This window comes from Mycoplasma sp. 246B (genome assembly GCF_054353935.1).
In genome coordinates, this window is record NZ_JBTHHM010000001.1 from 30,438 (window position 1) to 42,321 (window position 11,884).

21 protein-coding genes and 1 rRNA gene are annotated in these 11,884 nt (G+C 31.4%); 20 read left to right on the forward strand and 2 right to left on the reverse strand.

The features are described from left to right. Positions 1–52 precede the first annotated feature (52 nt). From rplB to ACXYRR_RS00280, 17 genes are all read left to right on the forward strand, one after another. Positions 53–898 carry a 50S ribosomal protein L2 gene (gene rplB, locus ACXYRR_RS00200; protein WP_458597224.1) on the forward strand — a complete coding sequence of 282 codons (846 nt, stop codon included), beginning with the start codon at positions 53–55 and terminating at the stop codon, positions 896–898. Then, positions 898–1,176 carry a 30S ribosomal protein S19 gene (gene rpsS, locus ACXYRR_RS00205; RefSeq protein WP_435130128.1) on the forward strand — a complete coding sequence of 93 codons (279 nt, stop codon included), beginning with the start codon at positions 898–900 and terminating at the stop codon, positions 1,174–1,176. Before rplB ends, rpsS begins: the two co-directional genes overlap by 1 nt. Continuing rightward, positions 1,176–1,517: a 50S ribosomal protein L22 gene (rplV, locus tag ACXYRR_RS00210; protein WP_458597225.1), complete on the forward strand. Its 342-nt coding sequence runs from the start codon at positions 1,176–1,178 to the stop codon at positions 1,515–1,517. The genes rpsS and rplV overlap by 1 nt, the downstream gene beginning before the upstream one ends. Continuing rightward, entirely contained in the window at positions 1,517–2,191 is a 675-nt protein-coding gene (gene rpsC / locus ACXYRR_RS00215) for a 30S ribosomal protein S3 (RefSeq protein ID WP_458597226.1), read from the forward strand. The genes rplV and rpsC overlap by 1 nt, the downstream gene beginning before the upstream one ends. Next, complete coding sequence (gene rplP / locus ACXYRR_RS00220) at positions 2,169–2,588, forward strand: 50S ribosomal protein L16 (RefSeq protein WP_435130137.1); 420 nt, start codon at positions 2,169–2,171, stop codon at positions 2,586–2,588. The genes rpsC and rplP overlap by 23 nt, the downstream gene beginning before the upstream one ends. Beyond that, positions 2,588–2,782, forward strand: a complete 195-nt coding sequence (rpmC, locus tag ACXYRR_RS00225) for a 50S ribosomal protein L29 (protein WP_458597227.1) — start codon at positions 2,588–2,590, stop codon at positions 2,780–2,782. The genes rplP and rpmC overlap by 1 nt, the downstream gene beginning before the upstream one ends. A 1-nt stretch (position 2,783) precedes the next feature. Continuing rightward, the gene (rpsQ, locus tag ACXYRR_RS00230; RefSeq protein ID WP_435130142.1) at positions 2,784–3,053 is read left to right on the forward strand and encodes a 30S ribosomal protein S17; all 270 of its coding nucleotides are present in this window, start codon (positions 2,784–2,786) and stop codon (positions 3,051–3,053) included. Continuing rightward, positions 3,053–3,418, forward strand: coding sequence for a 50S ribosomal protein L14 (gene rplN, locus ACXYRR_RS00235; protein WP_435130145.1), 366 nt, complete (start codon positions 3,053–3,055; stop codon positions 3,416–3,418). Before rpsQ ends, rplN begins: the two co-directional genes overlap by 1 nt. Before the next feature lie 11 nt (positions 3,419–3,429). Further along, on the forward strand, positions 3,430–3,765 hold the full coding sequence (rplX, locus tag ACXYRR_RS00240; RefSeq protein WP_435130147.1) for a 50S ribosomal protein L24: 336 nt from the start codon (positions 3,430–3,432) through the stop codon (positions 3,763–3,765). Between the two features lie 2 nt (positions 3,766–3,767). Beyond that, complete coding sequence (gene rplE, locus ACXYRR_RS00245) at positions 3,768–4,313, forward strand: 50S ribosomal protein L5 (protein WP_458597228.1); 546 nt, start codon at positions 3,768–3,770, stop codon at positions 4,311–4,313. Then, positions 4,313–4,498, forward strand: coding sequence for a type Z 30S ribosomal protein S14 (locus ACXYRR_RS00250; RefSeq protein WP_435130152.1), 186 nt, complete (start codon positions 4,313–4,315; stop codon positions 4,496–4,498). Before rplE ends, ACXYRR_RS00250 begins: the two co-directional genes overlap by 1 nt. A 2-nt stretch (positions 4,499–4,500) precedes the next feature. After that, positions 4,501–4,896, forward strand: a complete 396-nt coding sequence (gene rpsH, locus ACXYRR_RS00255) for a 30S ribosomal protein S8 (protein ID WP_435130154.1) — start codon at positions 4,501–4,503, stop codon at positions 4,894–4,896. 10 nt (positions 4,897–4,906) lie between these two features. Beyond that, positions 4,907–5,449: a 50S ribosomal protein L6 gene (gene rplF, locus ACXYRR_RS00260; protein ID WP_435130157.1), complete on the forward strand. Its 543-nt coding sequence runs from the start codon at positions 4,907–4,909 to the stop codon at positions 5,447–5,449. Between the two features lie 12 nt (positions 5,450–5,461). Beyond that, entirely contained in the window at positions 5,462–5,812 is a 351-nt protein-coding gene (gene rplR, locus ACXYRR_RS00265; protein WP_458597229.1) for a 50S ribosomal protein L18, read from the forward strand. 2 nt (positions 5,813–5,814) lie between these two features. Continuing rightward, complete coding sequence (gene rpsE / locus ACXYRR_RS00270; RefSeq protein WP_458597230.1) at positions 5,815–6,525, forward strand: 30S ribosomal protein S5; 711 nt, start codon at positions 5,815–5,817, stop codon at positions 6,523–6,525. After that, on the forward strand, positions 6,525–6,965 hold the full coding sequence (gene rplO, locus ACXYRR_RS00275) for a 50S ribosomal protein L15 (protein WP_458597231.1): 441 nt from the start codon (positions 6,525–6,527) through the stop codon (positions 6,963–6,965). The genes rpsE and rplO overlap by 1 nt, the downstream gene beginning before the upstream one ends. Positions 6,966–7,111: 146 nt before the next feature. Beyond that, on the forward strand, positions 7,112–8,050 hold the full coding sequence (locus tag ACXYRR_RS00280) for an L-lactate dehydrogenase (RefSeq protein ID WP_458597232.1): 939 nt from the start codon (positions 7,112–7,114) through the stop codon (positions 8,048–8,050). Between the two features lie 95 nt (positions 8,051–8,145). Here ACXYRR_RS00280 and tig read toward each other — a convergent pair whose 3' ends face one another. Beyond that, positions 8,146–9,465: a trigger factor gene (gene tig / locus ACXYRR_RS00285; protein ID WP_458597233.1), complete on the reverse strand. Its 1,320-nt coding sequence runs from the start codon at positions 9,463–9,465 to the stop codon at positions 8,146–8,148. 135 nt (positions 9,466–9,600) lie between these two features. Here tig and rrf point away from each other — a divergent pair. Beyond that, a 5S ribosomal RNA gene (gene rrf, locus ACXYRR_RS00290) occupies positions 9,601–9,706 on the forward strand. On the opposite strand, the gene ACXYRR_RS00295 is transcribed toward rrf, so the two are convergent. Further along, positions 9,706–10,236 (reverse strand): hypothetical protein, encoded by a 531-nt coding sequence (locus ACXYRR_RS00295; RefSeq protein ID WP_458597234.1) that lies wholly within the window; start codon positions 10,234–10,236, stop codon positions 9,706–9,708. The genes rrf and ACXYRR_RS00295 overlap by 1 nt on opposite strands. Positions 10,237–10,486: 250 nt before the next feature. Here ACXYRR_RS00295 and ACXYRR_RS00300 point away from each other — a divergent pair, with 250 nt between their 5' ends. Continuing rightward, positions 10,487–11,251: a hypothetical protein gene (locus ACXYRR_RS00300; protein ID WP_458597235.1), complete on the forward strand. Its 765-nt coding sequence runs from the start codon at positions 10,487–10,489 to the stop codon at positions 11,249–11,251. Positions 11,252–11,560: 309 nt separating this feature from the next. Beyond that, positions 11,561–11,698 (forward strand): hypothetical protein, encoded by a 138-nt coding sequence (locus tag ACXYRR_RS00305; RefSeq protein ID WP_458597236.1) that lies wholly within the window; start codon positions 11,561–11,563, stop codon positions 11,696–11,698. The last annotated feature ends 186 nt before the right edge of the window (positions 11,699–11,884 follow it).

Sequence of the window (11,884 nt, forward strand, 5' to 3'; positions counted from 1 at the left end):
TACTGCTTAAAAGAAAGATCCGCAACTATTTTTAAGCAAGGAGACAAAATAAATGGCATTAAAACATTATAAGCCAACTACCAATGGTCGTAGAAATATGTCTTCATTAGATTTTAAAACAAATCTTTCAGGTCATGAACCAGAAAAATCATTGTTGGTAAATTTAAAAAACCATGCTGGTCGTAACAATCAAGGAAAGATCACTGTTAGACATCGTGGAGGACGTGTTAAAAGATTCTACAGAATCATTGATTTTAAACGTAACAAAGATGATATCCCTGCTATCGTTAAAACAATCGAATACGACCCAAACAGATCGGCAAATATTTGTTTGTTAGCGTATGCAGACGGAGAAAAAAGATATATTTTAGCACCTAAAGGGATTGTTTTAGGTCAAAAAGTTCTCTCAGGAGAAAATGTTGATATTGTAGTAGGGAATGCACTACCATTAGCATTTATCCCAGAGGGTACATTCGTGCATAACATTGAAATGCAACCAGGAGGGGGAGGTATTATTGCTCGTAGTGCAGGTACTTCTGCACAAATTCTTGGTAAGGATGATGATGGAAAATATGTAGTGTTAAAACTTAAATCAGGTGAAACACGTCGTATTTTAGCTCGTTGTCGTGCTACAGTTGGTGTAGTAGGTAACGAAGAACATTTACTTGTTAATGTTGGTAAAGCTGGAATCAATAGACATAAAGGAATTAGACCTACCGTACGTGGTTCAGTAATGAACCCAGTAGACCACCCACATGGGGGAGGGGAAGGAAAACAACCAGTTGGTCGTAAAGCTCCACTTACTCCTTGAGGTAAAAAAGCACTTGGTGTGAAAACCAGAAAAACAAAGAAATCTTCAAATAAACTTATTTTAAGAAGAAGAAAGGATGCTAAATAATGTCACGTAGTTTGAAAAAAGGACCTTTTGCAGACGATCACTTACTTAAAAAAGTTGATGCAATCGTTGAAGGAAAAGCACCTAAAAAACCAATCAAGACATGATCAAGAAGATCAACAATTTTCCCTAGTTTCGTTGGATTAACATTTGCAGTTCATAACGGAAAATCATTTATCGAAGTATATGTAACCGATGATATGGTAGGACACAAACTTGGAGAATTCTCTCCAACTCGTACTTTTTCAGGTCACGGCGCAGATAAAGGTAAGAAGAAATAATGGCACAACAAGCTATAGCAAGTGTTAAACTTCAAAGAGTAAGTAGTTCAAAAGCAAAATTAGTGGCTAATTTATTTAGAGGAAAAGATGTTTCAATTGCTTTAGGGCTTTTAAGAAACACATCAAAAAAATCAGCACCAATTTTTATGAAGCTACTTAACTCAGCAATTGCAAATGCAACTAACAACCACGGAATGAATGCATCGAAATTATTTGTTAAAGAAGTTTATGTCAATGAAGGACCAACTCTTAAAAGATTTCAACCAAGAAGCCAAGGTCGTGCTTATTCAATTTTTAAACGCACATCAAACCTTAAAATTGTTTTAGAGGAGAGAAACTAATGGGACAAAAAGTTAATCCAAATGGGTTCCGTTATGGAATTACTAAGGCACACAATACAGTATGATTTGCTGAAAAAGCAAATTATGGTGATTATTTAGTTGAGGATGCTAAAATCTATAAGTTTTTCGATAAATTAGTGCGTCAATATCAAATTGGTAGAGTTCAAATTAAAAGAAATAAAGATAATAAAGTTACTGTATTCTTGCACACTGCAAAACCAGCAGCAGTTTTAGGTCAAGAAGGTAAAAACATCCAAGAACTTACATTAAAGGTTCAAAAATTCGTAAAAAACAAACACTTGAACCTTAGAATTCAAGTTGTTGAACTTAAAAAACCAGATTTAAATGCAAGATTATTAGCAGAAATGATTGCTACTAAGCTTGAAAATCGTGACAGTTTCCGTCAAGCACAAAAAATAGCAATGCGTGCTGCTTTAAAATCTGGAGCCAAAGGTGTTAAGACAATGGTATCAGGACGTTTAAATGGTGTTGATATGGCTCGTACAGAAGGTTATTCTGATGGAGAAATGCGTCTTCATACTTTAAGACAAAATGTTGACTATGCAACAGCAACTGCTCGCACTACTTATGGAGCAATTGGGGTTAAGGTTTGAATTTCACTTGGTGAAATTTTGGAAGGAGATGATAAATATGCTTCAACCAAAAAGAACTAAATATCGTAAACCATTTGTGGTTCAGCATGACAAACGTAAGGCAACCAAAGGAAACACAGTGAATTTTGGTGAATATGGTTTACAAGCAGTTACATCTGCATGAGTAACTGCACGTCAAATTGAGTCAGCTCGTATTGCTGCTACTCGTAGAATGGGTCGTGAAGGACAAGTTATTATTCGTATTTTCCCTCACTTTTCAAAAACTTCTAAACCAATTGGAGTTCGTATGGGTTCAGGAAAAGGAGCTCCTGAACTATGATATACAGCAGTTAAAATTAATACAATGATGTTTGAGGTAAGTGGAGTTTCTGAAGAAGTGGCTCGCGATGCCCTTCGTTTAGCTGGACATAAATTACCAGTTAAATGAAAAATTGTTAAAAAAGAAGGAGTACAATAATGCTTTTTAAAGATTTACAAAAGAAGTCAAAGCAAGAATTACAAGAATTAGTGCTTAAATTAAAAGCAGAATTATTCACTCTTAGATACCGTAATGTTACTGGTGATTTGAAAGAAACACACAAAATTAAAGTTTTAAGAACTGATATTGCAAAAGCACTCACAGCATTAAACCAAAAAAAGGATACAAAATAATATGGAACGAAATACTAGAAAAACATTAACAGGAACAGTTGTTTCGGCGGGGAAAGCTGCTAAAACCATTATTGTTGCTGTTGATACTTTTAAAAAGCACCCACTTTATGCAAAACGTTTTAAATCTACTAAAAGATTTGCAGTACATGATGAAAATCATCAAGCAGCATTAAATGATGTGGTAGTTATTATGGAAACTAGACCGCTTTCTAAAACTAAACACTTCAGATTGGTTTCAATTAAAGAGAAAGCCTTAGAAGGAAATAAATAATGCTAATTGAATTATCAAAAGCAAATGTTGCCGATAACTCAGGTGCAAAAGAAATCGGTGTAATTCGTATTTTAGGTGGGGCAAAGAAAAAAGTTGCTAATATCGGTGATATAATCGTGTGTTCTGTAAAAAAAGCTATTCCTACTGGAATGGTAAAGGAAGGTCAAGTTGTGAAAGCGGTTGTAGTTCGTTCAAGATACGGAATACACCGTAATAATGGTTCATATATTCGTTTTGATGATAATGCTGTAGTACTTTTAAAAGAAGATTTAACACCAAGAGGAACACGGGTATTTGGACCAGTTGCTCGTGAATTGCGTGACAAGTTTCCAAAAATAGTTTCATTAGCACCGGAAGTTTTATAAGGAGTTAATTTATGTCAAAAATTAAGTTCAAAAGAAATGATCCAGTTATAGTTATTGCTGGAAGCGAAAAAGGTAAAACTGGAACTATTGAAAAAGTATTACATTCACAAAACCGTGTTATCATCAAAGATGTTAATATTGTAACTAAACACAACAAACCTAGCCAAAAAAATCAAGACGGTTCAATTAAAGAGATGGCTGCTCCAATTCATGTATCAAATGTTGCTTATTTAGCAAAAAAAGCCACAAAATCACAACCAAATATTGCTTCAAAACTTGGATACAGAATTAATAAAGATGGTAAAAAAGTAAGATTTGTTAAAAAAACCAATAAGGATATTAATTAATTATGCTAAAAGATGTTTATGTTAAAAAAGCAGTTCCTGCTTTAAAAGAAAAATACCAATACTCATCAATAATGCAAGTTCCAAGAATAGAAAAAATCGTATTGAATATGACTGCAGGTAAAGAGGTTTCAAACTCAAAAGCAATCGAAGAAGTTTTAAACGAATTAACCATTATTTCAGGACAAAAACCATTCCAAACCAAAGCTAAAAAGTCAAATGCTTCATGAAAGCTTCGTGAAGGGATGCCTATGGGTGGTAAAGTTACTTTACGCAGAGGTCGTATGTGAGACTTTTTAGAAAAATTAATTCATGTTGCGATGCCACGGATTCGCGATTTCCGTGGGGCAAATCCTAGAGCATTTGATGGAAGAGGAAACTTTGCTTTAGGGATTAAAGAGGAAATTATTTTCCCAGAAATTGAATTTGATAAAATTCGTCGCATTAAAGGACTTGATGTCCTAATCGTAACTACAGCAAACACAGATGCAGAAGCACGTAGTTTATTAGAATTACTAGGTGTACCATTCGAGAAAAAAGGAGCTAAATAATGGCGAGAAAAGCATTAATTGTTAAAGCAAAACGTCATCCTAAATTCTCATCACGTGCTTATACACGTTGTGAATTATGTGGACGTCCACATGCGGTTTTAAGAAAATATAAAGTATGTCGTATCTGCTTTAGAACCTTAGCACATGAAGGTAAAATTCCAGGTATGAAGAAAGCGAGTTGATAATTATGTTTATAACAGATCCTATTTCAGATTTAGTGGTTCGTATTAAAAATGCCAACGCGCGTAGACATAAAACCGTTTCAATTCCTTTTTCTAAGAAAAAAGAAGCAATTGTAAAACTTTTTGAATCACAAGGATACATTGCTTCTTATGCAGTTGAAGGTGAAGGTATAGATAAGCAAATTGTAGTTACATTAAAATATAAAAAAGGACAATCAGCGATTGTTGGGATTAAAAGGGTTTCGAAACCTGGTTTACGTGTATATGTTAAATCAGATGAAATTCCTTCTATTATTTCAGGTTATGGTACTGTAATTATTTCTACATCTAAAGGTTTAATGACTGGAAAAGAAGCAAGAAAGGAAAATGTAGGTGGTGAAATTATTGCCTACATTTGATAAGGTTTAGGATATGTCTCGTGTTGGAAATCGTGTTTTAACTATTCCTGCAGGGGTAACCTTTAAAATGGATGCTGATGTTGTTACTATCAGTGGTCCATTAGGAACTTTATCAAGAAAATTCAGTCCACTTATTTCAATTCATGTTGATGGGAATAAAGTATCAACCGTTCGTGCGAACGAAGAAAAAATTACTAAACAACTACACGGAACCACCAATGCACATATTGCAAATATGTTATTAGGAGTTTCAAAAGGATTTCAAAAAGATCTTGAAATTAAGGGTGTTGGATACAAAGCAGTTTTAACAGGAAATAAGCTAGATGTATCAGCTGGATACAGTCATATTGTTTCATTAACAGTTCCAGCAGATGTTAAAGTTGTAGTTAGTCCTAAACAAACCGAAGTTTCAGTTTTAGGTATTGACAAGCAAAGTGTTGGGCATTTTGCATCAGTAATTCGTGCAGTAAGAACCCCAAGTGTATATTCAGGTAAGGGGATTTCATATAAAGGTGAAAAAATTAGACGTAAGGAAGGGAAAACTGCTTCTAAATAGTAAGCAGCAAATATGGCGAAATTATCAAGAAATCAAGCACGTAAACTTAAGCATAATCGTGCCCGTCATTACATTGTTGGTAGTGCAAGCAAACCACGTTTAAATGTTTTTAAATCACACCAAAACTTATATGCGCAACTAATCGATGATTCAAAAAGAGTTACATTAGCATCAGCATCCACTTTATCTTTACCAGGATATGGTGGAAATATTGCTGCTGCAAGTAAATTAGGCGATTTAATGGGAGAAAAAATCTTAAAACTTAATCTTTCAGAAGTTGTTTTTGATCGTGGTGGATATTTATATCATGGAAGAATCAAAGCATTTGCAGATGCAGTTAGAGCAAAAGGAGTTAAATTCTAGTTATGGAAAACCAAAAAGAAAATAAAGAACCTAAAAAAGATTATAAGGTTGTCAGACCAACAACCGGAACTAAGGAAGTTAGACCTCGCAGAAATATTAACCACAAGCCATCAAACTCATCAGAACAAAAACCAGTTCATACAAATGCAACTGACAGACCAAACCGTGGGTCAAAAACAGAAAACCGTTTTAAAAAACCAGCAAACCGTGACAATCGTCGCAATAAAGAAGTTTCTGAATACAGCGAAAAAGTAATCGATATTGCTCGTGTTACCAAAGTTGTTAAAGGTGGAAGAAGATTTAGTTTCTCTGCTTTTGTGGTAATAGGGAATAAAAAAGGTAGTGTAGGTTATGGACACGGAAAAGCTAATGAAGTTCCAGATGCCATTAAAAAAGCAATTAAAGATGCGAAAAACAACCTTATTTCAGTTCCTTTTGATTCAAAATCACCTACTATCCCACATGAAGTCTATGCTAAATTCTTAGCATCAAAGGTTATGCTAAAACCTGCCTCTAAAGGGAAAGGATTGATTGCTTCAGGTACAGTGCGTGCTGTCGCAGAATTAGCAGGTTATTCAGATATTGTTACTAAAACATATGGTTCTCGTTCAAAGACTAACACTGTTAAAGCAACCGTTAAAGCACTTAGACAACTTAGAACACCAGAACAAATAGCTGAAATCAGAAATAAAGATGTAAAGGACTTAAGATAATGTCAATTAAATTACATACTCTTAAAGCAACAGAAGGTTCAAGACCAAGCAAGCACCGTAAAGGTCGTGGCCATGCTGCTGGTAAAGGAAAACAAGCTGGTAAAGGTCAATCAGGACAAAACAAGCGCAAAGGACATAGATTAGGATTTGAAGGGGGACAAACTCCGTGATTCCGTCGTTTAGGAAAACGCGGATTTACTAATGTAAACCATATTGAATACCAAATCATTAACCTTGATCAACTGCAAACACATTATGAAAATAACTCAGAAGTTACTATTGAATCATTATTTGAAAAAGGATTAGTAAAAAGAAATCTACCTATTAAACTCTTAGCAAAAGGAACATTAAGCAAATGCTTAACTGTAACTGTTAATAAAGCTTCACAAGCAGCAAAAGAAGCTGTCGAAGCTAATGGTGGAAAAGTTGTTGAATTATAATAACATAAAACTAATACATTTAATGTATTAGTTTTTTATTATCAAACTTTTGCATACAAAATAAATCGAAATAAAAATAAAAAAATAAGTTATTAATACCATAAAAATAGTATAATAGGATAGCATACATTTTAAAGGAGTTTTATATGAAAGCAACAAAAGTTATTTTAGTTGGTGCCGGAGCAGTTGGTGCTTCATTCTTATATTCAGCAATTAATCAAGGATTAGCTGCTAAATATGGTATTATAGATAAATTCGATGGACCAAGAGACGGAAATGTTTTAGATTTAGAAGATGTTATTGTTCCATCAGTTCGTAAATTTGAAGTTTTTGCAGCAAGTTATACTGATGCAAAAGATGCAGATGTAGTAGTTATTACAGCAGGAAGACCACAAGTGCCAGGTGAAACTAGATTACAAATGGTTCAAGATAATGCTCTTATTATGAGAGATATCGCTAAACAAATTAAGGAAAGTGGATTCCAAGGAATTACTCTTATTGCATCAAATCCAGTTGATGTAATGACATATGTATATATGAAAGAAACAGGATTTGATCCTAAAAAAGTTATTGGATCAGGAACAATCCTTGATACTTCAAGACTGAAACAATTACTTTCAAAGAAAACAGGTGTTTCAACCAACAATATTGAAGCATTTGTGCTTGGAGAACATGGGGATTCATCACTTGTAAACTTCTCAACATTTAAAATTGCCGGATTACCTTTCTCAGAATTTGAAGCAAAAACAGGAATTAATGCTTCAAACTACATCGAAGAACTTGAAAAACCTGTTTATACCAAAGCGTATAAAATTATTGAAAGAAAAAGAGCAACTTATTATGGAATAGGTGCTTGTTTAGCACAAATTCTTAGATACATCCAAGAAGATGCAAATGCTGTATTACCACTAGGAGTATTATTAAATGGAGAATACGAAACTAGTGATGTTGTAATTGGTGTTCCAGCAGTTGTTGGAAGTCAAGGAATTAAGCAAATTGTGCAAATTAAATTAAACGATAAAGAAAAAGAAAAATTTGCTAGATCAGTAGGAATTATTAAAGCTGCAATTAAGTCAGTAATGTAATAACACATATATACAGGTGAGTAAATCACCTGTTTTTTTATAATCTTAGGAATAAAAGGAAGAAAAAACGAAGTAAAAAACTTCGTTATATTATTTTATTTAGCTAAGAAATTAATAAACTTAATAAACTCTTTTGCTAATTTTGTAGAATCTTTATGTTTGTTTTCTTTAATGATTAAATAAAGAATTAGTAGTGAAGCATATTTATCTCTTTGATCAATTGGATAATCAACTAATAAATCCTTAAATTCATTTAGTTGTTTTTCTAATTCATCTTTATCTTTTGGTAAGATTTCAGCCATATGTCTACTTGCATATGCTTTCTTTTCTTGTTCTAATGCAGTCTTTTCAAATTCCTTTTGAATATCTTCTTCAGTTGATTTTACAAGATGGAAGTATTCTTTCTTTTTAATTCCATATTGCTTTAAATTCTTATCAAAATCTTCTTGTAGTTTTTTAATAGCATCTTCTAATAAATTTGGGTGGACAACAGGGTTAGCAATTTCTAACATTTCATTTATGATATCTTTTTCAAAATTATGAATCGATGTTATAAAATGTTCTTTTAATTTTTTGTTGAATACTAAATCTAGATATTGATCTTTTGTTTGAACATTTTCACCCAAATTGTATCCTTTAACAATTTCATCTGTTATTTCTTTTTGCACTAAGCGAGTAATAGAATTAATTTTAACTTCAAAAATTGCTTCTTTGTTTTGGTATTCTTTTACGAAGTATGAACCAGGAAATGTTACTTTTATATCACCTTTTCATCCTGTTGTTTTACCAACTAATTGGTCTTCAAATCCAGGTATAAAAGTATTTGATCCTAATACTAAATCAACACCTTCTGCTTCACCACCTTCGAAAGGTTCATCATCAATAAATCCTTTAAAATCAATATTTACTGTATCAGTAAGTTTTGACTTTACTTTTGGATCACTAACTACTTCTTTAATAGCTGTTTCTTTATAAAACTCTTCAATAATTTGTTTCTTATCTTTTTCACCTGATTTAGGAAGTTTAATTTTTGCTTTTAAATTCTTTAAATCTACTTTTGAAAAATCAGGTCACATAGGAAAATGATAAGAAATCTCTAAACTACCATCTTTTTGAGGGTTAACATCTAGTGAATATTTTGAAAGTGCTTTAATTTTTTTGTCATCTAAGTATTTTACAACATCGTTGAAACTTGAGTGAAGAAATGAATCAACAGTTTTTCGTGAAATAGCATTTGTGTCTAAATATGCTTCTAATTTCTCGCGCGGTGCTTTTCCAGGACGGTAACCAGGAACCTTTACCTTTTTTAAAGCTTCATTAAAATAAAAGTCATTTTTCTTTTTTACTTCATCAGTAGGAATTAAAACCTTAATTGTATATTCAGCTAATTCTTTATGCTCTTGGTGTTTAATCATTTGTTCTCCTTACATAATATATTATTATATTTTACCTTATTTTCTGTGATTTTAAAACTATATCTTTATTAATTATGAATTCAAACAAAAAAATAAAAAAATATTTGGTATTTTAAAAAAAATCTGTATTATATTACCAGTAGCCATAGCAAGTGGAATCACCTGATACCATTCCGAACTCAGTAGTTAAGCCACTTTACGCCGACGATAGCCTAACGGTCAAAATAGGAAGCTGCTTTTTTATATCGATTTTTCAATATTTATATAAGGCAGTTCCAGATTATCAATTTTAATTGTTTTATAATAATTAATATTTATATTTGAAATAGTGTATAGTTTCGTTTTTTTATCTAAAAAATCATAATAAACAAAAACTCATGTATCAGGATTTTTATCATATATATAATCAAATAACTTTGGCAATATACAAAAATTACCATCGTTTATTTTTTTTAATAATTTTATAGAATTTTTTGAATTAGCTTTTATATTATTGCTTTGTATCAGGATATTTAGATAAATATATTCATTATTTATTTTAATTTGTGGGATAAAAATATTTTTTTCATTTAAATTTAAATTTAATGGTAATCCAGATTCTTTCAGTTTTATTAGTGTGTTATAAGTAATAATTGTTTCTATATCATCAAAAGGTAGATTTCCATTTTTAGCTTGCTTTAAGCTCTCACCAAATAAAGAATAAACAAATCTAAATTGATAAGCTAGCTCATTAAAAGCGATTATAGTTTTTTTGTCATTAAAAATATTCATAAATTAATTATACTAAATCATAATAATATTTTCATGAGATATTTTTTCATAGGATTTTCTAGAAAAAGAAGAAATATGGAAATTTTGTGAAAATTTCAAATAACAAGGAAAGTAAAATATGTAAAATTCTCACATTTCTTTGCAAAAAAAAAAAAAAAACATAAAATAACTATTTATGTTATATTTCATTACTAATTTCGATATAACATACAATTTCACATTGATTATGAAATTGAGAAAGAAGGATAATATGAAATTTAAAAAGAAACTTTTAGCATACTTATCGGCATCAGGGGTTACTTTAACAACTGTCGCTGCTGTTGCTGTTTCATGTGGTGCAGGTAAAACTCAAGCACCTGCAAAAGAACAAAAAATAACAGATCAATCAATTAATGTTACTGAATATGGTGTAGCACCTGCTAAAGCAGATATAAAAGTTATTTATTTAAAGCACCCTGCTGCTAGAAGTGAAAACTATATGTCAAAGAATGGTTCATTTGTCTTTGTTCTCCACGACCAACCACTTGTCGGAATTAAAGGTGATTGAGTTGCTATTGCAGCAGAAGTTAAATCACTTGATGATAATAGTCTTGTAAAAGACGGAGACATTAAGGCAGCATATGCTAGTGTTGATGTAAATCAAGATCCACTTAAAGAAGGACAATATCCACTTTTATTTAAATGAGATAAAGATAATGATAATGCATTAATACCAAATAAATTTTATTCATTTGCTTTTTATAAAAAAGACGGAAGTGAAAAAATTCTTTTCTCTGTTGAAAATATGAATAAAAACCTTAATACATTTTCAACTACTCCAATAGATAAACCACAAAGACAAATAGACTATAGCAAAATAGCAGTTCCAACTGATTTATCAACCATCTCATCTGGACAACTTGAATGAATAAAAATGCATAATTTTTCACAATTTCAAGCGATTATGCAAGTATTAAAACCTTTGCCTGATAATTGAATTTTTGGACAACCAGGAAATGAATCGGATATCAAATAAACCGAAAGTACATTACCACCAATAAAAAATCAACCAAAACCTATACCTGAAAAAGATTATAGTAGTGTTGCGATTCCTGCAAATGTTTCTGATATAACAACTGAACATTTAAATTGATTACAAAAACACGATGTTCAAAAATATTTAGCAATTAGAGATGCATTAGGATTAGGGAGGGGATTAAATAGTTGAATTTTCGGTTACCCACCAAGAGACCCAAGTAAAAAGCTGCCTGAAAATCTATCAACATTATCTCCTGAACAACTTGAACATATTAAGAAAACAAATTATAATTTATGAGTAACAATTATGAGAGGTAATGGTAAAGCAGATGCTGTTATAACATATAAAGGTGGAAAAAAAGACGAAAAGAAAGAAACAAAAGCAACTACAACTAGCTCTGCATCAGGATCATCGAGCACTACAACAACCCAAAAAACAAAGTAAAAAATATAAAATTATGCAACTATATACAAAATAAAGTTGCATAATTTTATTTACTAACAAGTTTATAATCATATTATTAATACTATACAATTTTAAGAACATATGATATATAGGTGGATAAATACAAATATAGCATTACCAAATCGCTGCAAAAAATACATTTTTTTTGCTATAATATATTAAAAA